Source organism: Cyclobacterium sp. L-R, from assembly GCF_056859355.1.
In genome coordinates, this window is sequence record NZ_JBSXOH010000095.1 from 198,936 (window position 1) to 220,223 (window position 21,288).

Below are 21,288 nucleotides of genomic sequence, written 5' to 3' on the forward strand. Positions count from 1 at the left end.
TTAGAAAGCATGAAGGCAGACTTTTGGTAAAAGTAAAGACCTTACAGGAAAAAATTTATCAATCTACTGTGTATATTTGTTGCATTAGAAAATAGAAATATGCTTTACGATATTACAATTATTGGAGGTGGAATCGTTGGATTGGCCACTGGGTTAAAGATAAAAACACAAAGACCAGAACTAAAGGTGGTTGTTTTGGAAAAGGAAGCCGAAGTGGCCAGCCACCAAACGGGAAATAATAGTGGGGTCATCCACTCTGGATTGTATTATGCACCCGGAAGTCTCAAAGCTAAAAATTGTATCAATGGTTACCATCAATTGGTGAAATTCTGTGAAGAAAACGAAATACCTTTTGAAATAACAGGAAAGGTGGTTGTCGCTACCAAAGAGGATCAACTTCCACAACTTTATCGATTACTTGAAAGAGGTTTACAAAATGGGCTTGAAGGTGTTCGATCCATAAGCATGGAAGAGCTTAAGGAACTTGAGCCCTACTGCCAAGGTCTCGGCGCATTGCATGTTCCCCAAACCGGAATTGTTGATTATAAGCGAGTTGCTTTGGCCTATGAAAAAAACTTTAAAGCTCTTGGAGGAGTAGTTTTGTCCAAACATAAGGTATTGAATATTAAAGATTTAAACAATACCATCACCATTAACACTTCAAGCGAGGAAATCAGCACTAAAATCGTAATTAATTGTGCTGGACTGTATGCAGACAAGGTAGCAGGCATGCTTGAAAAGGACCCTCTACCAATAAGGATAATCCCCTTCAGAGGAGAATATTTTAAGATCAAAAAAGAAAGAGAATACCTGGTTAAGAATTTAATATATCCAGTTCCCGACCCAAACTTCCCCTTCCTGGGCGTCCACTTTACCAGGATGAAAAAGGGAGGTGTGGAAGCTGGTCCAAATGCTGTATTGGCATTTAAAAAAGAGGGCTACAAAAAAACTGATTTTGACCTCAAAGAGTTTATGGATGCCGTTACTTGGCCAGGCTTACAGAAAGTGGCAGGTAAATTTTGGAAAACAGGATTAGGAGAATACAAAAGGTCCTTTTTTAAGGCAGCCTTCACTACTGCTTTGCAAGAATTAATTCCAGACATTACTTCCTCAGATCTAGTATCGGGTGGTGCAGGTGTTCGGGCCCAAGCATGTGACAAAGATGGAGGATTATTGGATGACTTTGCAATCCAGGAAACAGCTAAAGCGGTGCATGTAATCAATGCTCCATCTCCAGCAGCCACAAGTGCACTTTCCATAGCAGATAAAATCAGCGAGATTGCCTTACAAAAAGTTTAAATCGGTTAAAGTATTGGGTTTAGAGGTAAGCTAGCTCAATTTCTATCTAAAAGCTAAAAATCAAAAACAATTTTGTTTGGGGATTTTAAAGCCGGATTATGTAATATCATTTCTCCGTCCTGATAATAGTCAGGGGTGAAGCCTGTCCCGTGTTTACGGGAAGTGTTGCAATCGCAAGAAAATCAGGCTGTTTGGAGATTTCAGCACGTAATAGATTGTCTATTGCATATTTCGGGTTAAACTAGCTCCACTAGGGTGAGATCTTCAAACAGACACTATTCCATCAATTTGAGAAGGTCAATTGCCAATTTAGGGGAATAACTAAAAAGTTATGTTCCAATATAAATTTTATCGGTAGTTTCTTACCTCAGTAAGGATAGCTAAGGCAGCTTCCTTAAATTCAAGTCTATGAGCCTCTATCCAAGGGCCAAAACCATCATCTAGCATCTTACCCTTGCCCAAGGCCAATATATGAGAAATACGTTTCAGTCCAAAAAGTGCTAAGGTTGGTTTAATTTTATGCCTGGCTTGCTTAATTAATTCTAGATCTTCTGCATCAATACCTTTTAGATAGACACTCTCTAATTCTTCAACAGCAATTTCTATTGCATCCAATAATTGGTTTCGGAAGTCCAAATCATCCTCTACCATTTCTTCAATCTTAATAAAATCTATATTTTCTAAATTACCTTCCATATTTGTCAATTAGTTGAAGCATTTCCGGCCAAAAAACCTGTACTCCAAGCTGCCTGGAAATTGTATCCTCCTGTTATTCCATCTACATCAATAACCTCTCCTGCAAAATAAAGCCCCTTAACCAATTTGCTCTCCATGGTGTTGGCATCAATCTCATTTAATTCTACTCCACCAGCAGTTACAAATTCTTCCTTAAAGATAGTTTTTCCTGAGACTATTAAGGAAAATTTAAATAATTTTTCGATTAATTTATTAATTTTTTTCTTATTAACAGCCTCCCATCTTAATTCATGTTCGATTTCAGCTTTATCTGTCAAAAATTCCCATAGTCTAGCGGGCAAACCATAAAGCGGGTTTCGAGAAATTTTCTTAAGTGGGTGTTCTTTTTTATAAGCCAGCAATTCAGTCCTTAATCCTTCTTCCGTGAAATCGGCTTGCCATTTTATTAATGCTACAGCTTCATATTCCTTTTCATGTAACCATTTTGCACCGAAGGCGGATAATTTTAAAACAGCAGGACCACTAATACCCCAATGCGTAATCAATATAGGACCTGAATATTGTAGCTGACTTCCTTCAAAACGAATGTGCCCATTTGGAACACTTAAACCTTTGAGTTCTATTATTTGAGAAGAGGGAGAATTGAAAGTAAAAAGAGAAGGTATAGGTGGCTGAATACTGTGACCAAGTTGTTCTACCAAGGTGTACCCTTCTTTTTTAGGTTTTCCTCCTGTACAGATAATCAATCTATCTACTGACCAATTGTTATCAGCACTCTTAAGAAAAAACTTCCCATCAACCTGTTTTACTTCTTGTATTCCAGATTGGTAGAGCACTTTAACTCCAAAAGAATGAGCCTCCTTTTGTAAAACATTGGCGATACTGGTAGACTTGTCACTTACAGGAAACACACGACCATCTTGCTCCATTTTTAAAGGAACATCTCTACCTTCAAACCAGGACAAAGTATCTTTAGGATTAAAGCTTTTGAACACTTTTTTCATGAACTTATTGCCTCTGGGGTAACCTTTCAGAAACTCAGAAGGAGAGCTGGTGCCATTGGTAACATTGCACCTTCCTCCCCCTGAAATCAATACTTTAGACAGTACTTTATTGCTTTTCTCAAATAAAAAAACTTCTGCACCATTTTTAGCTGCCTGAATTGCAGCAAAAAAACCAGAGGCACCTCCTCCTATTATTCCAACCTGTAATTTTCTCACTATATTAATTCAGCCTCCTGTTTATCTTTTTTTATTGGTCAATGAACCCATAATTCCTCTGGTCAATTCCCTGAAAAATGTTCTTCCTAGTTGTCGTACCATGGTATTCTTACTCAACGATTCAAAAAATCCAACATCTTTAGCAGCCGAAGCTTTCCTTTGACTTTTAGAAGGGGCCTCCATTTCTTCCTTTTCAGGAGCCGCATTGTTGATTTTTTCTTCTAAAATTTCAAAAGCACTTTCTCTATTGATAGGTTCATTGTATTTTTTTGTCAAATTGGACTTTCCTACCTGTAAGTCAATTTCTTCAGTACTTAAAATACCCATTCTGGAAACCGGCGCTCTTAAAAGCGTATGAACAAGAGGGGTTGGGATACCTTTTTCATTCAATACGGTTATCAATGCCTCACCTATACCCATGGCTGTCAAAACTTCTGAGGTATCATAAAATGGTGATATTGGATAATTTTCAGCCGCTTTTTTAATGGCTTTTCGGTCCTTGGCCGTAAAGGCACGCAATGAATGTTGAACTTTTAAACCCAATTGCCCCAAAATCTCATCGGGCACATCTGTTGGACTTTGGGTACAGAAAAAGATACCTACACCTTTAGACCGTATAAGTTTAACGATTGCCTCAATTTTTTCTAAAAGGTCCTTGCTGGCATTTGAAAAAACCAAATGTGCTTCATCGATGAAAAGACAAAGCTTAGGAACATCCTGATCACCTTGTTCAGGAAATGTTTCATAGATTTCAGACAGCAGACTCAGCATAAAAGTACTGAAAAGCTTGGGCCGGTTCTGAATATCTGTAAGTCTTATAATAGATATTACTCCTCTACCGGATTCTTGCCTAACAAAATCTTCAACCTCAAAAGAGCGTTCACCATAAAAATTTTCCGCTCCTTGCTGTTCTAGCTCAATAATCTTGCGGAGAATGGTATTGACGGAACTTGAGGAAACAGCCCCAAACTCCTTAGTTATTTCGGCTTTACCTTCGTTAATGACATATTTCAGAATACTCCTAAGGTCCATCAAGTCCAATAAAGGAAGATGTTTCATATCGCAATACCTAAAAACCAAAGACAAGATCCCAGACTGCGTATCATTTAAGTCTAAAATTTGTGCCATCAATACAGGTCCAAATTCGGAAACGGTGGCTTTTAGTTTGACGCCTTTCTCCTGACTGATAGACATTAATTCCACGGGCAGGCCTGTAGCTTCATAAGGAATACCAATACTCGCAGACCTTTTTTCAATGTGTTCATTATTGGTTCCTGGACAAGCAAGTCCAGTCAGATCACCTTTAAGGTCCATAAGAACTGATGGTATGCCTTTCAATGAAAGTTGCTCTGCAATGACCTGAAGGGTTTTGGTTTTACCCGTCCCTGTGGAACCAGCAATCAGCCCATGCCTATTAAGAGTTTTTAAAGGAATTTTTACCTGAGCCCCAGTAAGGGCTTCTTTTTCAAGCATACCTGTACCTATGATAAAGGAATCCTTTTTAAAGGTATAGCCAAGGTTTATATGCTCTTTGAACTTATCTGAATGTTCCATCAATTTGTCATTAATATAAAAAAACCTTAATGCAATCCCATGGATTACATTAAGGCCTTAACCTTAAGAGAAGTAAGTACTTTTTTTTCGCTGATGTAAGTTATTACAAATCATGTAGAATTTGCATATTTCTTTCCTATAAAGCGTGTCATTATTACACAATTGGCAACCAAGGCTGCTAATTGTAGTCTTACCTTCTAATAAAAGAATAAATTTTTATGTATTAGTGGGTCACTACAGGATCCAGGTTTTTAGCTTGTTCTATAAAATCTGTAACCTTAGAAAGCGCCGGCACAGCATTGGTCAGGTTTTTCGCTTCATTGGTAGCAATAAGGGCCTGATGCAAATTCTCTGCATTTCTAGTCCTCAATTCTTTAACAGTATCCACCCCTGCTGCCTTAAGCAACTCAGCAAATTGACTGGCTATACCTTTGATTCTGAACAAATCAGCCATATTGACCCAGTCCAAAATTACTTTCTCGTCAATACCACTTGCAGCAGCTATTTCTTTTCTACCGCTTTTACCTGCACCTTTTTCGAGTAAATTCTCAACGGTTACTATACCTGCTGCTGATAGTTTTTCTTTGTTTACAGGGCCTATTCCCTCAATTTTACTAATAGAATTTGACATTTTGATATAATTAAGTTTAATGAATTAAAGTATTATTTGAACAAACCCCCTAGACCACCTTTAAGTAAGTCTGAGGCCTTATCAGCAATTGCTTTTCCTGAAGATTGACCCAACATTTTGACCAAATCCGTTTTTTCTATGTTCCCACTTTTTGAGCCAGAAATAGCAGATATGATTTTAGGCAAAACAAAGGAAGCAATAGACATCGCCATTTCTGGAGAGAGTCCTAGCTTAGAAGCATAACTACCAGTAAGGTTCCCTAAGATGCTTTTAAACAAGGGATTTGAGGTTAGTCCACTTCCAGTATTCAGCATACCAAGAATTCCATCAAAATTTCCTCCAGCTGCCTCTTTTGTCAAACTTTCAAACAAACTACTTTTAGTGGTACTTACTGCTTCTGAAGCCTTACTTTGATCAAGACCAAACTTTTCTGTCAAGCCTGAAATCAATTCTGGAGACAGGTTTTCTAATAGTGATGAAATCATATGAATTATTTTTATATGGATTAGTATTTGAATCTGTAATTTATAAGTTTATTTCGTACTTCAAAAATAAAGGTAATTTTTGTAAGCAGTTATTGAATAACTACCAGTTAATATTTCATATACTTAAATAAAACGATTCTTATTTCATTTTCTTCAGTAAACAATAACCGTTCCACTTTATAAACATTATTGATTGATAAAAGGCAGAAAATGGTACAATTCAAGCCGTTAATAGGTAAAATCTCTCATAAAATCATTTTTATTTAAATTGTAAACGCATAATTAGGATATTTACTACTTACTAATCTGAGCACAATATAATTCAACTAAATATAGGTTAGAATAGCATAGACCTAATAACGTAATTTATTTTTTCAACATAATCCAAACGAAATAATACTATTTTAAAGCAATGAATTATCTTGTTTAAATCAAAAATGATAAATACCTAATTATTAAACCTAAAATAGTACAATTTTGAACCAAATTTCCACATAAATCTTTGATATAACCTTATATACTGCATTTTTATGGCTTTAAAAACTTTCCTATCTCGCCTAATTCCTTTTAAAATTTACAAAAAAAAATTGTGAAATTAAAATGCCTTAGGGCTTCTAATTCCCTTCCACTTAAAAAAAAGATATACTTTGGGCGGTACAATTTAAAATTCAACTTGGGTATAGCTGTTTATTTGTAAGAAATTATAGGCTAAAAATTAACATTTGGCGGTTGCCATAGAATCTTGGTTAAAAAACATTAAAGTTTTCAATGATAATTGAATATTTCCTGAAAGGTATTTACTTTGCCATCCAGAAGAATCAATAAAAATGAAAAAACGCCCTTATCTCTTACTTTTACTCCTGTTTTTATCCTTTGGTCTATTTCATTCCTTTAGCTCCTATGCACAAATAAGCCCTAATTTAGGTACTACCTCAGCCATGTTAGAAAAGGCCTCGTCTGCAATGGACAATGGAGACTTTAAAAAAGCCAATGGGATTTTTAGAGATATCATCGAAAGCAACCAGCCCATTCCACCTGAAATGCCTTATTTGTTTTCTAAAACACTATTTGAATTAAGGCAATACCACAACGCACAAAGCTTTGTTAACAAATACCTTGATCTCAATGGTTTTAAAGGTAGTTATTACAGACAGGCAAAAGCTTTACAAGCTGAATTGGCCCATCCTTTGGAAGAAATCGCTTCTTGCGAGTATTGTGATGCCAGAGGTTATAGATATGGTACTTGCACCACCTGTCATGGAGAAGGTAAATCAGAGCAATCCTGCTCCCTTTGTAGAGGTAGAGGTGTCATTGGCTGTAGCAGATGTGCTGGAGATGGTCTTGTCACCAAAAAGAATGTCTTTAATATAGTAGAATACTTTGAATGCGAGCGATGCTCCGGCAAAGGGAGACTAACCTGTACATCTTGTCATGGCACTTTAGTGGAAACTGATTTTTGCCTGGTATGTGAAGGTTCGGGACATATCCTGACAGAAGAATTATGCGACCACACTGCTCCTGAAAAGTAATCCCTTATTTACCCCTCTTTCAAACTTGCCTTATTGAATTTATCATTAAGGGTTAAACAATGCATTTTTATCTAAGTAAGTATTAAGAGTTCCTCTTTCTAAAGGGTGTAACTTTTTGATGTTTTGCTAAAGAGAAGGCTTAAACCCGAAATATGCAATAGACATTCTACTACGTGCTGAAATAGCTTTAAAATCAGCCACTTCGTTGCTGTTTTCAATTTCACCATAGCGGTGCTATCCTAAAATCTCCAAACAGCCTGATTTTCTTGCGATTGCAACACTTCCCGTAAACACGGGACAGGCTTCACCCCTGACCATTGTCAGGGCGGAGAAATCCTATTACTTAATCCGGGTTAAATAAATTAAGCTATATTAATGATAACCAAGTTTTTCCGTAACATTGGTTGAAGTTTAATTTATTTGAACAATATTTAACAGAAACAAACAATTATCTTGAATCCTTCCCCCTTCTTGGGAAAGTGTAATAAGGCAATTTTGATAGCAATTTCATTTATCTCTATTGCTTAGGTTTTTAGATTAACAAGATAAACCTGAAACAATAATTCTTGTTAGCACAGGAACATTAGACTTTTAAAATTCCATGTTATAGGCTTGAGGATTGAATCTAATATTAAACTATAACTTACTTAATTACAAAGCGTTACCACACACCAACTTAAGGTCAATCTAACTGAATAAAGTTCAATAATTCCTTTTGACGTAATTTAAAGATTAAGTAACAAATTCTTTTAAGAGCAACAGATACTTTTAGCATCTACCAGATAAATAAGTAAAGCATAACTCAGGAATAAACTTCTTTTCCCTTAGAAGAAATAAACTTGGTCAAATAATCCGAAAGCAAATGGTAAGCTAGATTCAAAACAACCTTAAACAACTGAATACCAAACATTAGTAAACATCTAACTACAATTCAGTTTAATTAAACTTGAGTCAGAATAATGATTCAACTATCATTAAAAGAGAAACTATTCAAGCCTAGGGCTATCCACGGTTACTACCATATAATTATTTAAGAGTTCATTTTTCAGACCTTAGTAAAAGAGCTTTAGCATTTTCAATATTCTTAAGCGGAGAGCTGCCAATAATAGTCCAAGGTCGATTAATACCAGTTCAAGTATTAGGCTAAAAAAGATTATTGAAGAAGAATATCAACTATCATAACTCATTGATAAATATTACATTGTCTATAATTAAATACAATTTAATTCAGTTGACCTAAATTTAGCTACAATCAATAGAATCGTTTTTTGGGTATAAAAAAAGGCCTGAATTAATCAGGCCTTTTAAATCATATAAGTAAGAGACAAACTCTTATTATTTACAATACTTTTTAATCGATTCCTTTGCAGGAGCATAATCATTCTTTACTGCCGCTTTAAAATCCTTACAAGCATTTCCTATCTGATCAGTAGCTGCATACAGCATTCCTCTGTAATAATAGGCCTGACCATTGGTAGGACTCATTTTTATAGCTGTATTGTATTCTCTCAGTGCTTCCTTTACATTGCCTAAACTATGCATGGACCTGGCCTTTAGAAAATAAGCCATTGCTGGTGCACCGGAGACAGATACTGCATTGTCGGCATACATTAGCGCCAATTCAGGTTTTCCATTGTTATGGTACAAATTTGAAAGGCTAAGCAAGATCTGAGTATTCTTTGAATCATGTTTCAAGGCCTGCTTAAAACTTTGCTCTGCCAATTTAAATTCATCCAACTCTTCATGTGCCCTTCCTTTATTGTAAAGAACTTTAACATGATTAGGCTTATTTTCCAGGTAACTGGCATAAGCCATAATTGCTTCTTTGTACTGTCCTTCACTGTAAAAGGCATCCCCTTTATTGGACGAATTGTTTCCACAAGCCACAAAAAAGGAAGCCAATAGAAATATGCTTAATAGGTTTTTAATTGAAATCATATATTAAATTGAAATTAGACTGCTACACTGTTATCTCTGAGAGCATCATTGAGAGAAGTCTTTAAATCTGTCGAAGCTTTTCTTTGACCGATGATAAGTGCACAAGGAACCTGGTATTCACCAGCATTAAACTTTTTATTTAATGTTCCTGGTATAACTACTGATCTATCAGGAACATACCCTTTGTACTCTACTGGTTTATCGCCAGTTACATCGATGATTTTAGAACTTGCAGTAAGAGTAACACCTGCACCAATAACGGCCTCTTTACCAATTCTTACTCCCTCTACTATGATAGCTCTGGATCCTATAAAAGCACCATCTTCAACAATGACAGGTGCTGCTTGAATGGGTTCCAAAACGCCTCCTATGCCTACTCCACCACTAAGGTGAACGTTCTTTCCTATCTGTGCACATGATCCTACAGTAGCCCAAGTATCAACCATGGTTCCACTGTCTACATAAGCACCGATATTGACATAAGAAGGCATCATCACTACACCACTAGCAAGAAACGCGCCATATCTTGCCACAGCATGAGGAACTACTCTGATTCCTTGCTTGGCATAATTGGTTTTAAGCGCCATTTTATCATGAAATTCAAAAGGTCCAACCTCAATAGTTCTCATTTTTTGAATGGGAAAATAAAGGATTACAGCTTTCTTTACCCAATCATTTACCTTCCAAGTACCATCGCCTTCAGGCTCAGCCACCCTAAGTTTACCATTGTCAAGGTCCGCTATAACAGTTTTAATCGCGATTTGGACATCTTTTTCATTCAATTGCTCCCTGTTGTCCCAGGCTTTTTCAATAATATGCTGTAAATCCATAAATTTAATATTAGCTTAGTTTGATTTTTCAATTTTATGCCTCAAAAAATCCCCATTATATTCGCTTCTGTCCTCAAACCAGTGGATGATTCCAGAGTGTTGTATAAGCTGGGATTTTCAATTCGTGAAACAAATAAATACGACCTTAACATCATAGGGTTTTCAACAAAAAAAACGCCTAAGGTCAAAAATATACGCCTAATAGAGATTTTTTCTGGCCCACGAACTCATATTTCCCGACTATTTGTCCCATTTAGGTTCCTTCAGCAGCTTTTCAAAATTAAACCTGCAATAGTCATTGTCACCACCTACGAATTACTACCAATGGCTACAATAGGGAAATGGATGCTTGGCTACCGCTTGATCTATGATGTTCAGGAAAACTATTCCAAAAATATATCCTGCAACCAAACATTACCCTTTTTGGTTCGAAATTTAGCTATTCTCTTGGTCAAAACTGCTGAAAAATTCAGTCAGCCAGCCATTGATCACTATATTTTTGCGGAGAAATGTTACGCCAAGGAAATGTCTGCCATTAAGAACTACACAATAGTAGAAAATAAGGCTTCAATTCCTCCAATAACAAAGGGCTCTTTTAGAATAACCAATGCCAATGCGGTTCATTTTATAATCAGTGGCACCATCACACCCGTTTACGGCGTGCTAGAGGCCATTAAATGGTTCCTAAAGCTACAAGAACAACTCCCTCATGCAAAGTTAACCATTGTTGGCCATTGTCCTATGGAAAGCTTTTCAAATGAATTACAAACACGTTACCAATCAAAAGCAGGGGTAAATCTATTTCTTTCTTCAAGCCCCTTACCAGCAGTCTTTATTCAAGAGAAGATAGACCAGGCAGATGTGCTGTTATTGCCCTATCATTTGCTACCAAGTATAAAGGATAAGGTTCCAACCAAACTTTATGAAGGAATAGCCCATCAGAAAGTGATTTTAATTACCGATAATCCAGTGTGGAAAGAGATTGTGGATAAGTATCCGGCAGGAATGTGTGTAGATTTTTTAGCTATTGAGAATGCTTTTATGGTGTGGAAAACGCTCTTAAGCATTGATTTTTACCGGTTTTTACCCGATGAAAACGTTGATTGGTCAATAGAAGGAATAAAATTCCAACAATTAATAGGTGAATTAGCGGGTCAATAACCTGAGCAAAACTCCCCATTTGTACTTTTCCAATATACCTTTTTAAGGTCTAATTTTTCAAATTTATTAAAATTTGTATTTGTAAATCATTGATAAACAATGCTTTATCAATTTTTTAGACCTGTCTAAATTAATTTATTGGGTAAACTAAATTAACGAAAAAGATAAGAACACAGTTATCCACAGTTGATTTAGACATAAATTAAATATTTTTTTAGACCAGTCTAAATTATAAATTTGCAGAAATTTAGTTTTTATGATAAGCCTGAGTCAAGCGGAAGAGAATTATTTGCGAACCATTTACAACCTTGTAGCGGAAGGTCTGGAGAAAGTATCCACAAATGAGATTGCTGCAGCGGTCAATACGAAGGCCGCCTCAGTGAGCGATATGCTAAAAAAATTGGCGGAAAAACAATTGATTGATTATAGGAAATACTATGGTGTAAGCTTAACTGATGAGGGTAGAAAAACAGCACTTCATATCATAAGAAGGCACCGCTTATGGCAAGTATTTTTGGTAGACAAATTAAAATTTAGCTGGGATGAGGTCAATGCAATTGCAGAAGAATTGGAACATGTAAAGGCTCCCCTTCTCGTCCGTCGCCTGGATGAATACCTGGGATTTCCCAAATTTGATCCACATGGAGATCCTATCCCGGATGAATTTGGGGAGTTAAGCACCAAGCCAAGAATAATCCTTCAGGAAGTTCCTGTAGGACAAAGTGGGAAAATTGTTTCGGTAAGTGACACAAGTGCTGCCTTTTTAAAATACCTTGACAAGGTAGGTATCTATATAGGTGCAAAAGTTCTTGTCTTGGAAAAAGTAGACTACGATGGTTCTCTGGAATTATTTATTGACAATCAGAAAAAGGTGTTTGTATCTAAGGAAGTCGCTGCCAATATTCAGGTAATGCTTCATCCTCTTTAATGGAATGGAACCGATTTGAAAATTAAAAGGTTCTTTAAAATCTTGACTTGAAAATTAACTATAGTAATAAAGACCTCAAATTAACAACAAGGTTTACTTGATAAAATTTATTAATTTTTGTCAATCTGAAATGAACAGCTTTAAGAAAATATTATAAAACACAGACATGAAAAAAGTAGTAGGACTTCTGGTGTTGCTGGTTTTTGTTCAACAACTAGCTACCGCACAAAAAAATGAGATCACTTGGTACAGCTTTGAGGAGGCAATAGAAAAGACAGCCGAAAAACCAAAAATGGTTTTAGTGGATGTTTACACCGATTGGTGTGGCTGGTGCAAAAAAATGGATAGAAATACTTTTACTGATTCCAAAGTCATCGAATACGTCAACGAAAACTTTTATGCTGTTAAGCTAAATGCTGAAGACAGGAAAAGGAAGTTTGAATTCAAAGGAAAAGAATACACCGAACAAATGATGGCTTATAATATGAGGGTAAGGTCTTATCCAAATTTTGTAGTTATGGATGCTGCCATGGAAAATATCACTCAGCTTCCCGGCTATAGGGAACCGGATAATTTTATCAGCTCACTTAAAATTTTACTCGAAAATTTCGATCATTAATGGCCTTGCATTTTAGTCAAAAAGAAGATACCATCATCGCTTTGGCCACACCTCAAGGTGTAGGTGCAATCGCAGTTATCCGCCTTTCCGGAAACAATGCCATAAAAATGGCCAATCAGGTTTTTTATGGCAAGGACCTGGAGAAGCAGGAAAGTCACACCATTCATTTTGGAACCATTCGGGATGAAAAGCGAGTAATCGATGAAGTGCTAGTTTCCTTATTTGTTGCGCCTAAGTCTTTTACCAAAGAAAACGTGGTAGAAATCTCTACTCACGGCTCTTCTTATATTATCAACCAAGTAATAAAATTGCTGGTCAGAAAGGGGGCCCGCCCTGCCCTACCGGGTGAATTTACGCAAAGGGCTTTTTTAAATGGACAGTTTGACCTGGCACAGGCAGAAGCGGTAGCAGATTTAATTCACAGTGATTCCGAAGCTTCTCACCAAGCTGCCATGAATCAAATGCGTGGTGGGTTTTCTGGTGAAATTGCCAGTCTTCGTACAGAGTTGATTCATTTTGCTTCTATGATAGAATTGGAACTGGACTTCACAGAGGAGGATGTAGAATTTGCCAGCAGAGATGATTTGCGAATTCTTGTAGAAAAATTACTCCGTGTTGTGGAGCAATTGATCAGCAGCTTTGACTTGGGAAATGTGATAAAAAATGGGGTACCAACCGTAATTGCAGGAAAACCAAATGCAGGTAAGTCCACCCTACTCAACGCTTTACTCAAAGAAGAAAAAGCCATTGTTTCGGATATAGCCGGAACCACTCGTGACTTTATCGAAGACGAAATCAATATTGGCGGCGTGATTTTTAGGTTTACAGATACTGCCGGAATCCGAGAAACCACTGATGTGCTTGAAGCCATGGGTGTAAGTCGAACGCATGAGAAGATGAAAGCCGCATCACTGATCCTCTATCTATTTGATTTGGGAGATACGGACATGGTGGAAATCAGCAAAGACATTAATAAATTAGAAAATCTAGGAATCCCTTTCCTTAAAGTAGCCAATAAAGTAGACAAGGCCAATCCATTATTTATCAATGAATTAAAGAAGGCTTACCCGGACACTATTTTCATTTCTGCAGGAAAAAAAGAAAACTTGGAAAGCTTAACGAGCCGGATACTGGAACTGGTAAATCTGGACAAGTTCAGGACGGGAAACACCATTGTCACCAATATTCGCCACTACGATTCATTGACTAGAACCCGCCAATCCCTACTGGATGTTTTGACAGGACTTGACGAAGAAGTAACCAATGATTTCTTGGCCATGGACATCCGTCGTTCTTTACATTTCCTTGGTGAGATCACCGGAGAAATCACCACAGACGATTTACTTGCGAATATTTTTAGCAAGTTTTGTATCGGGAAGTAAGGACTTAAGGTGACAAATCGCATTTTTTAAAGCAATATACCAGGTTACAACTTAAACTTTCAAAAGTGGCTAGTGTCATGCCAATTGAAGCTTAATTTTTCTTGGATTGGTTAGGCAACAACTCATTTTGACCTATTTTCACAAATAACCTAAACCCATTAACTTATGAAAAACACTAAATTTATTTACCCTACTCCTATGCCTTGGATTTACTGAGACCCAGACACAAAAAGGAAACAAAGAACGAGTCAAAGTACATAGTCGCGCACTAGAGGGAAACCTGATCGGTGATCCTGCAGACCGAGATGTGACAGTCTATCTCCCTGCTTCTTATCAAACGGATCCTGACAGAAACTTCCCTGTACTTGCCCAGGCAGGAAATTATCTATAAGATCATCGCAAATCGAACACTCACCACAATTGATCAATATATCCCAAACCTGAAAAAGCTAAATGCCATAGGAATGAATGCCGGCAGAGAGGATAGTGTTATAGCTAAGCACCAAAAAGCTGCATGTGGTATTGGTGCTTACCAGATCGAGCACCTGTATGAAAGCTACGAAGGTTACCACCTCAACCGCATTGCCGAACACTTTGAAACCAAAGCTCTTTCTTTCTTTTCAAAATACCTTGTTTTTCAGTAAAGTAGGATAAGCGAAATATATCAATGAAAAAAGGGCAAGATTCAGATTGAGGTGAGGTTTAAAGTAGAGAATGTTAGTTTTGATGCGCACTATTAGGCTTTAATTTTTGATGTTCAACAACCTGCTGTAGTTAAATACATAAATAATAGCTACAAGTCAAAAGAATTAGAATTGACCATTTCAATTTTGAAACAGCTGGAGGCAGACGGCAAGAAATATATAGTGAAATAAAATCAATGTGAGATTTCCACCATCGGGAGATAGTAGCGTGTGTGCCTCAATTTTCCAGTCTTTTTTAGGGCTCCGAGGGTGACCATTTCTGCTAAATCCCTGGTTGCAGTAGCGGCAGAAGTTTTGCTAATACGAATGTAGTTCTGGGCACTTAGCCCCCCTTTGAAACCCTCCGGTCCTTCTTGAAACAACCGTAATGCCACTTTGGACTGACGCTCATTCAGTTTATTTCGGAAGTGCTCAAAGTATCTGGCTTTTTCCACGATAAATAGAATTAACTTCTGCACATTGGTTTGGGCTTCCAATACCTCTTCAGAAAAATAAACTAACCAGTCTGTAACCTCCAAAGAGCCATTGGCACGCTCCAATGCCTGATAATAAGCCTTTTTCTTTCGCTCTATAGTACTGGACAGTGAAGTGATCAAGGAATGTTTGGCTCCCATAGCCAAGGCTTTTTCTGCAATGGCGCGCCCTATTCGCCCATTTCCGTCTTCAAAAGGGTGAATTAATTCAAAATACAGATGTGCCAAACCTGCATGAATCAGCGTAGGCATTTCTTCGCTAAAAGCTCGATTGAACCAAAGAAGATAATTTTTCATTTCGTTTGGCACCCTGTGAGATGGTGGAGCCTCATAGAAAACTTTGGGCAAATCCAATCTCCCAGATACAATCTGCATCGGATCTTCATGAATTCGGTAACCTCCAACAATTTCCAAATCGATCCTCCCGTTCATAATCATTTGATGCCAGGTAAATAAACGCTCTTTTTCAAGTGGTTCACTGTAACTTTTGTAGAGATCCACCATCATTCGGGAAGCTCCTGTTTCTTTGGGACCTATCCTTCTTCCATCAGTTTTTAATCCTAGCTGACCCCGGATGGATGACTGAACAGAATCTCTGTCCAATATTTCTCCTTCAATTTTTGAGGTATCCAGCGCTTCATTACTCAAAAGTGTCACTTGTAGTTCGGCTGAATCTATATTCGACACTGAACTAAGAGCACCTAAAATCAAACCCGTATTTCGATGAAATTCGCGTTCCAAATGTATGAATGCCGATGCGTCAAATGTGAAATTTGGCCAATTCGGTCTCTCCCAAACCCATTTCATAAGTTATAAAACTTTATTCTATAGCTCAATAATACGAAATAAATGAGTTATAGAATAACATGCTATAGCTCATATTTCAATTCTGCCACAACATTTGAAAAAAAACATTTTAATTTCAATTGAATATTAAGTATGAAAAAAGCATATAAATTATATATTTTATATGAAAATGCACACAAAATGAACCATATAGTTGAATTTGTAACAGCCAAAAAAAAGCAACTAGGCTTAACTCAAGAAGAATTTGCTGACAAAGCCGGAGTAGCGCTTACTGTGATCAGAAAAATCGAGCAAGGCATAGAAAATCTAAACTTGTCAAAGATAAATCAGGTATTAAGCCTGTTTGGGTATATATTGACACCCATTGGTGAAAAAGATAGTAAGCTAGTTAAATAAAAGAAGATGATGGTGAGTCGAGAATGCAAAAATGCGAGTAATAGTAAATTTTAGAGTTTAGAATGGAAAACCAAATTGAAATATACCAAGGAACTGACGGTCAGACTCAAATTGAGGTAAAGTTTGAACAGGACACTGTTTGGCTGAACCAAAAGCAAATGGCTGAACTTTTTGATAAAGATTCAGACACCATCAGTCTCCACTTAAAAAATATTTACAAAGATGAAGAATTGGATGAAATTTCAACTACCGAGGATTCCTCGGTAGTTGAATAGAAGGCAAACGAAAGGTCAAGCGGACAATAAAATTCTATAACCTAGATGCAATTATCTCAATTGGTTATAGAGTCAATTCCAAAAGAGGTGTTCAATTCCGACAATGGGCAACAAAACGGTTAAAGGACTACCTAATTCAAGGCTATGCAAACAATGAAAATAGACTTGCCCAGAAGCAAAAAGAAGTACAAACCCTAAAAGATGGAATACGAATTTTAAGCAGAGCAATTCAGCAAAAAGAAGAAAGACAATACTTGGATTTTGAATGGCTGAATTACTTTGCAAAAGGTTTGGAATTGCTTGATGATTATGATCATGAAAACCTGGATAAAAAAGGACTAAGAAATAGAAAAGCAACCTACCCTGAATTATCAGATTATCAAGAGGTAATAAAATCCATGAGATCAGATTTTGAATCTGGTGTATTTGGTAAAGAAAAAGACGGAAGCTTTGAGAATGCAATCGCACAAATCAGTAAAGGCTTCGGAAAAGAAGACTTCTACCCTACCCTGGAAGAAAAAGCCGCTACCCTTCTTTACCTGATTGTGAAAAACCATGGATTTGTGGATGGCAATAAAAGAATTGCCGCAGCCTGCTTTCTTCTCTTTTTGCAGCAAAATAAGCTGCTTCATAACAGAGGCGGCAACCCGATCATCAGTAATGATGCCTTAGCCAGTTTAACTTTGTTTATTGCATCAAGCAAACCAGAGGAAATGGATACGGTGAAAAATTGGTGATCAGTGTACTGAATAGGAACCGTACTTGATTGGGATAGTCAATTAAAACAGAATTCTAAAACTCAAGACTATGGCACATAAGAAAAAAGGACATCTAACTGTTTCCGGTGAATGGGCCAAACATTTACGAAAGCATAAGAGAAACCTATTTTGGAAAGGTGAAAAAAATGCGGGTAAAGAATTTGTACGAACTGAGCTAAAAGGACATACCCGTGATCGTGATATTAAGGCAGATTAAGTAACTAACCAATCCTTTAATAATCATCGTATATTAATAGGGAGAAAACCGTAAAATTTAAGGAGATTATTAAAATATCAATCGAAATTGTAAAGAATTGATTTAATTGACCTTATAAGATTCTATTTTGTACAACTCCTGTAAAACTTCCCCCTTAAAAACACTGAATTTAAAATAGTTAACACTTACTGTATTGGGAAGTAAGGTTAAATTAAGTTTAAAATCACTTTAATCATATATATTTAAACATCTAATTAACAAATTTTCATGATTTTTTTTTGAGATTACTTTAACCATCCATACAGAATATGACAAAATTAAAGACATCCAAAATATCTAAGTATGATCAAATCAAAAAAAGAATACAATGCCATATTAGAAAGAATTGAAGAATTGCTTTCTAATCCAGATAATATAGAAAATACTGAAGCTAAGGGGTTTATTAAATTAAATATACTCTCAGATTTAGTTGCAGATTATGAAGAAGCGAATTTTCCTGTATCACCACCTAACCTTGCAGAAGCCATTAAATTAAGAATGCATGAGCGTGGCTTAAACCAAAAAGCCCTTTCTAATTTCTTAGGCATAAGCAGTTCAAGAATTAGCGAATATCTCAATGGAAAAAGTGAACCTACACTAAAAGTGGCTCGTGAGATAAGCCGAAAACTTGATATTGAAGCTTCTATCGTTTTAGGAGTTTAAACCTACAGACTCATGCTTCTATTTATCAGTTTATTAAACTCAAATACCTATTTATTTTTTAACTTTTGAAATTAAATTTTTATTTCAGCACTAGTAATACTCTGCCTGTTAAGATGCCTATAAGTAAACCCTCACCGTTCTATCTTGCGTATTTTGGAAACCCAATTTAACTATTGTCTTAAATAATGGTTTTAAACTAGCAAATACCCTAAATTTGATTTGCTTGATTGATTCATAGTCATTGACAATTCATAAAAACCTTCAATCTTAAGGCTCCTTCCTTTGATATTTTTGTATAATTTTACCCAATGCAAGACAAGTACTCCCTTTTAAGGCAACATATTGAAGAAATTGTCTCGATAACTGATGAGGAATGGCATTTTGTCAAATCTCATTTTGAATTTAAAAGCTATAAAAAGCATCAGTTTTTAATCCAAGCAGGACAGGCGGTAGATTTTGAGTATTGGATTATAAAAGGTTTGGTAAAAGCATATTCCATAGACGATAAAGGCAAAGAGCATATTCTTCAATTTGCCATGGAAAACTATTGGGTAAGTGATCATTGCGCTTTTCAGCATCAAGAACCGGGGACTATTTTTGTGGATTGTCTTGAAGATTCTGAGTTCTTCTGTTTGTCTTTAGAGAATAGGGAAAAGATTTGCTTTAAAGTGCCCGCAATGGCCAATTTTTTCAGGATTAAATCAAACCATGGTTATATTAACTTGCAACAAAGGATCCTTTCTTTGCTTACCATGACTGCCGAAAGCAGGTATGCTTACCTATTAAATAAACTACCCCAATTGGTTCAACGGGTTCCTAAAAAATTAATCGCTGCTTATTTGGGCGTTTCCCGAGAAACTTTAAGTCGCTTTAATAATTAAGCGTAAATCCTATCCCTAATTAAAATTGATCTACATCACATTAAATTGGTGATGTATGTCCTCGCACACCTCTCGGTTTTCATAGAATTTTGTATCGAACAATTAAATACAATGTACTATGAAAACTACAAGAACACTTTTTCTATTATTTACGGTAATTGCTATTGGTTTTAACGCCTATGCGCAAGAAGAAAAGAGACCGTTAATGGGTAACTCCTACGGTATTATCAATATTGATGAATACCTAACGCTACTCCCTAAAAATCATAAGGGAATCATTAAAGACATCAGATTATTAGATCGCGAACAGGCAGGTGTTAGAATTTTTAGGTTGTACGACGAAGTGCCTATGCACTACCACGCAAAGTCTGATGCCTACCTCTACATTTTAAATGGCAAAGCAGAATTTTATGTAGCCGATAAAGGTCCTGTTGTTGCAGGAAAAGGCGACCTATTATTTTGGGGTAAAGGCACAGCACACGGAAACGGAAAAATTTTAGAAGGTCCGTTAGATGTACTCGTTTTTGATGCCATTGCTAGAGACCCAAGCGATGTAATCTGGGTAGACCCTACAATGCAAAAGAAATTTTTAGGCAACTAATCAAATCACATTCAATTTTAAAAAACAATAATTATGAAAACTATAATAATTATAAAAACAGCCTTGTTCGCATTTGTAATGAATTTTACACTATTAGCACAAACACAATTAGAAACTATAGCAACATTTCCAGAATCAAGACCAGGGAATATAACGGTGTCAAACGACGGAAGAATATTTGTAACAATGAGTGCCTTAAGTGCTTCTAAATATATGGTGAAAGAAATTTTGCCTAATGGAGAAGCCATTCCGTTTGGAGATAAAGAGTGGATAGTAAAACCTGAAAATGGAAGCATAAAAGGTATCAATTCAACCATCGGAATTCAAGCCGATGCTAATGGAATTCTTTGGGTCTTGGATATGGGTAATGTAAAACAAAATCAAGCTCCAAAATTAGTTGGGTTTGATTTGGTTACCAGTAATGTCACAAAGGTTTTTCCTATTCCAAATACGGTATTGTCATCAAAACCTTTTTTACAGGATTTTGTGATTGATGTTAAGAACAATACTGCTGTCATTGCAGATATGACCGATGCTTTAAATCCGCCAATTGCGCCAGCTTTTGTAGTAATAAACTTAGAAACAGGTTATATAAGACGAGTTCTAGAAGGGAATGCTTCATTTTTGTCTGCAGATGAACCAGTGAAAATTCACGGTAGATTAGTATCCCACAAAAGAAAAAACGGTACTACCATTGAGCCAAGATATCCGTTAAACCCAATTTCCATAGATGACGAAAACAAGTATATCTACTATGGTGCAATGGGAAATACCAAAATTTACCGTATTCCGTCTGCCGTATTAGCAGATGAAAGTAAGCAAGATAGCGACCTTAATAAGTACATCGAGTTTTATGCCAATAAACCAAAATCTGACGGATTTAAAGTGGGTACAAACGGTAAATTGTATGTCACCGATGTTGAAAATTCAGCCATCGTAGAAAGCACACCTTCTGGAATGAAAACCATTGCGCAATCAAAAAAAGACCTGTCTTGGCCCGATGGGGTTGCCATACACGGAAACTACTTGTACATCGTAGCAAATCAGCTTCATAATCTGCCTTTGTTAAATGAAGGAAAAGATGCTAGTAAACCGCCTTATTTGGTATTAAAAATGAAGCTTCAAGATTAAATAAAATTAATAATAAGGTGATGTATGAGCAGTGTTGAATGTGACATTCATCACTTTAAAATGGTGATGTA

The 21,288-nt window shown here is 36.4% G+C and carries 23 protein-coding genes and 1 pseudogene; 16 read left to right on the plus strand and 8 right to left on the minus strand.

Features of this window, described 5'->3' with window-relative positions; all coding sequences use genetic code 11:
* Positions 1-99 precede the first annotated feature (99 nt).
* Entirely contained in the window at positions 100-1,299 is a 1,200-nt protein-coding gene (lhgO, locus tag AC13EX_RS20870; RefSeq protein WP_482894185.1) for an L-2-hydroxyglutarate oxidase, read from the plus strand.
* 348 nt (positions 1,300-1,647) lie between these two features.
* Here lhgO and AC13EX_RS20875 read toward each other — a convergent pair whose 3' ends face one another.
* From AC13EX_RS20875 to AC13EX_RS20895, 5 genes are all read right to left on the minus strand, one after another.
* Entirely contained in the window at positions 1,648-1,995 is a 348-nt protein-coding gene (locus AC13EX_RS20875; protein ID WP_482894186.1) for a hypothetical protein, read from the minus strand.
* A gap of 5 nt (positions 1,996-2,000) precedes the next feature.
* A complete protein-coding gene (locus AC13EX_RS20880; protein WP_482894187.1) occupies positions 2,001-3,215 on the minus strand; it encodes a BaiN/RdsA family NAD(P)/FAD-dependent oxidoreductase in 1,215 nt (404 codons plus the stop codon).
* A 21-nt stretch (positions 3,216-3,236) separates the two neighbouring features.
* Positions 3,237-4,769, minus strand: coding sequence for a helicase HerA-like domain-containing protein (locus tag AC13EX_RS20885; protein WP_482894188.1), 1,533 nt, complete (start codon positions 4,767-4,769; stop codon positions 3,237-3,239).
* 223 nt (positions 4,770-4,992) lie between these two features.
* Positions 4,993-5,400, minus strand: a complete 408-nt coding sequence (locus AC13EX_RS20890) for a DUF4332 domain-containing protein (protein ID WP_482894189.1) — start codon at positions 5,398-5,400, stop codon at positions 4,993-4,995.
* A 32-nt stretch (positions 5,401-5,432) separates the two neighbouring features.
* Positions 5,433-5,885: a DUF937 domain-containing protein gene (locus AC13EX_RS20895; protein WP_482894190.1), complete on the minus strand. Its 453-nt coding sequence runs from the start codon at positions 5,883-5,885 to the stop codon at positions 5,433-5,435.
* 827 nt (positions 5,886-6,712) lie between these two features.
* Between AC13EX_RS20895 and AC13EX_RS20900 the strand changes: the two genes are divergently transcribed.
* Positions 6,713-7,414 (plus strand): molecular chaperone DnaJ, encoded by a 702-nt coding sequence (locus tag AC13EX_RS20900; RefSeq protein ID WP_482894191.1) that lies wholly within the window; start codon positions 6,713-6,715, stop codon positions 7,412-7,414.
* A gap of 1,335 nt (positions 7,415-8,749) precedes the next feature.
* On the opposite strand, the gene AC13EX_RS20905 is transcribed toward AC13EX_RS20900, so the two are convergent.
* Together AC13EX_RS20905 and AC13EX_RS20910 are read right to left on the minus strand one after the other, a co-directional pair.
* Positions 8,750-9,352 carry a tetratricopeptide repeat protein gene (locus AC13EX_RS20905; RefSeq protein ID WP_048643684.1) on the minus strand — a complete coding sequence of 201 codons (603 nt, stop codon included), beginning with the start codon at positions 9,350-9,352 and terminating at the stop codon, positions 8,750-8,752.
* Between the two features lie 14 nt (positions 9,353-9,366).
* Positions 9,367-10,182, minus strand: a complete 816-nt coding sequence (locus tag AC13EX_RS20910) for a 2,3,4,5-tetrahydropyridine-2,6-dicarboxylate N-succinyltransferase (protein ID WP_482894192.1) — start codon at positions 10,180-10,182, stop codon at positions 9,367-9,369.
* A 36-nt stretch (positions 10,183-10,218) separates the two neighbouring features.
* On the opposite strand from AC13EX_RS20910, the gene AC13EX_RS20915 reads away from it, so the two are divergent.
* The 5 genes from AC13EX_RS20915 to AC13EX_RS20935 all read left to right on the plus strand — a co-directional run bounded on the left by AC13EX_RS20915 (position 10,219) and on the right by AC13EX_RS20935 (position 14,916).
* Positions 10,219-11,343 carry a glycosyltransferase gene (locus AC13EX_RS20915; RefSeq protein WP_482894193.1) on the plus strand — a complete coding sequence of 375 codons (1,125 nt, stop codon included), beginning with the start codon at positions 10,219-10,221 and terminating at the stop codon, positions 11,341-11,343.
* A gap of 256 nt (positions 11,344-11,599) precedes the next feature.
* Complete coding sequence (locus tag AC13EX_RS20920) at positions 11,600-12,271, plus strand: metal-dependent transcriptional regulator (protein ID WP_339715288.1); 672 nt, start codon at positions 11,600-11,602, stop codon at positions 12,269-12,271.
* A 166-nt stretch (positions 12,272-12,437) separates the two neighbouring features.
* Positions 12,438-12,890, plus strand: a complete 453-nt coding sequence (locus tag AC13EX_RS20925) for a thioredoxin family protein (protein ID WP_048643688.1) — start codon at positions 12,438-12,440, stop codon at positions 12,888-12,890.
* Complete coding sequence (gene mnmE, locus AC13EX_RS20930) at positions 12,890-14,272, plus strand: tRNA uridine-5-carboxymethylaminomethyl(34) synthesis GTPase MnmE (protein ID WP_482894194.1); 1,383 nt, start codon at positions 12,890-12,892, stop codon at positions 14,270-14,272. Before AC13EX_RS20925 ends, mnmE begins: the two co-directional genes overlap by 1 nt.
* Positions 14,273-14,637: 365 nt before the next feature.
* A complete protein-coding gene (locus AC13EX_RS20935; RefSeq protein WP_482894195.1) occupies positions 14,638-14,916 on the plus strand; it encodes a hypothetical protein in 279 nt (92 codons plus the stop codon).
* Between the two features lie 233 nt (positions 14,917-15,149).
* Here the strand turns inward: AC13EX_RS20935 and AC13EX_RS20940 are convergent, their stop codons facing one another.
* Positions 15,150-16,256: a Fic family protein gene (locus AC13EX_RS20940; RefSeq protein WP_482894196.1), complete on the minus strand. Its 1,107-nt coding sequence runs from the start codon at positions 16,254-16,256 to the stop codon at positions 15,150-15,152.
* A 132-nt stretch (positions 16,257-16,388) separates the two neighbouring features.
* Between AC13EX_RS20940 and AC13EX_RS20945 the strand changes: the two genes are divergently transcribed.
* The 9 genes and pseudogenes from AC13EX_RS20945 to AC13EX_RS20985 all read left to right on the plus strand — a co-directional run bounded on the left by AC13EX_RS20945 (position 16,389) and on the right by AC13EX_RS20985 (position 21,217).
* The gene (locus AC13EX_RS20945) at positions 16,389-16,652 is read left to right on the plus strand and encodes a helix-turn-helix domain-containing protein (RefSeq protein ID WP_482894197.1); all 264 of its coding nucleotides are present in this window, start codon (positions 16,389-16,391) and stop codon (positions 16,650-16,652) included.
* 62 nt (positions 16,653-16,714) lie between these two features.
* Positions 16,715-16,927 (plus strand): virulence RhuM family protein, encoded by a 213-nt coding sequence (locus AC13EX_RS20950; protein ID WP_482894198.1) that lies wholly within the window; start codon positions 16,715-16,717, stop codon positions 16,925-16,927.
* A 59-nt stretch (positions 16,928-16,986) separates the two neighbouring features.
* Positions 16,987-17,124 (plus strand): annotated as a pseudogene (rhuM, locus tag AC13EX_RS20955) (RhuM family protein); the annotation flags it as partial.
* Positions 17,125-17,181: 57 nt separating this feature from the next.
* Complete coding sequence (locus AC13EX_RS20960; protein ID WP_482894199.1) at positions 17,182-17,664, plus strand: type II toxin-antitoxin system death-on-curing family toxin; 483 nt, start codon at positions 17,182-17,184, stop codon at positions 17,662-17,664.
* Positions 17,665-17,734: 70 nt separating this feature from the next.
* Entirely contained in the window at positions 17,735-17,902 is a 168-nt protein-coding gene (locus AC13EX_RS20965) for a hypothetical protein (protein ID WP_482894200.1), read from the plus strand.
* Between the two features lie 342 nt (positions 17,903-18,244).
* Positions 18,245-18,604 (plus strand): helix-turn-helix domain-containing protein, encoded by a 360-nt coding sequence (locus AC13EX_RS20970; protein WP_482894201.1) that lies wholly within the window; start codon positions 18,245-18,247, stop codon positions 18,602-18,604.
* 308 nt (positions 18,605-18,912) lie between these two features.
* Entirely contained in the window at positions 18,913-19,485 is a 573-nt protein-coding gene (locus tag AC13EX_RS20975; protein WP_482894202.1) for a Crp/Fnr family transcriptional regulator, read from the plus strand.
* A gap of 118 nt (positions 19,486-19,603) precedes the next feature.
* The gene (locus AC13EX_RS20980) at positions 19,604-20,086 is read left to right on the plus strand and encodes a cupin domain-containing protein (protein WP_482894203.1); all 483 of its coding nucleotides are present in this window, start codon (positions 19,604-19,606) and stop codon (positions 20,084-20,086) included.
* A gap of 33 nt (positions 20,087-20,119) precedes the next feature.
* Complete coding sequence (locus AC13EX_RS20985; protein WP_482894204.1) at positions 20,120-21,217, plus strand: L-dopachrome tautomerase-related protein; 1,098 nt, start codon at positions 20,120-20,122, stop codon at positions 21,215-21,217.
* The last annotated feature ends 71 nt before the right edge of the window (positions 21,218-21,288 follow it).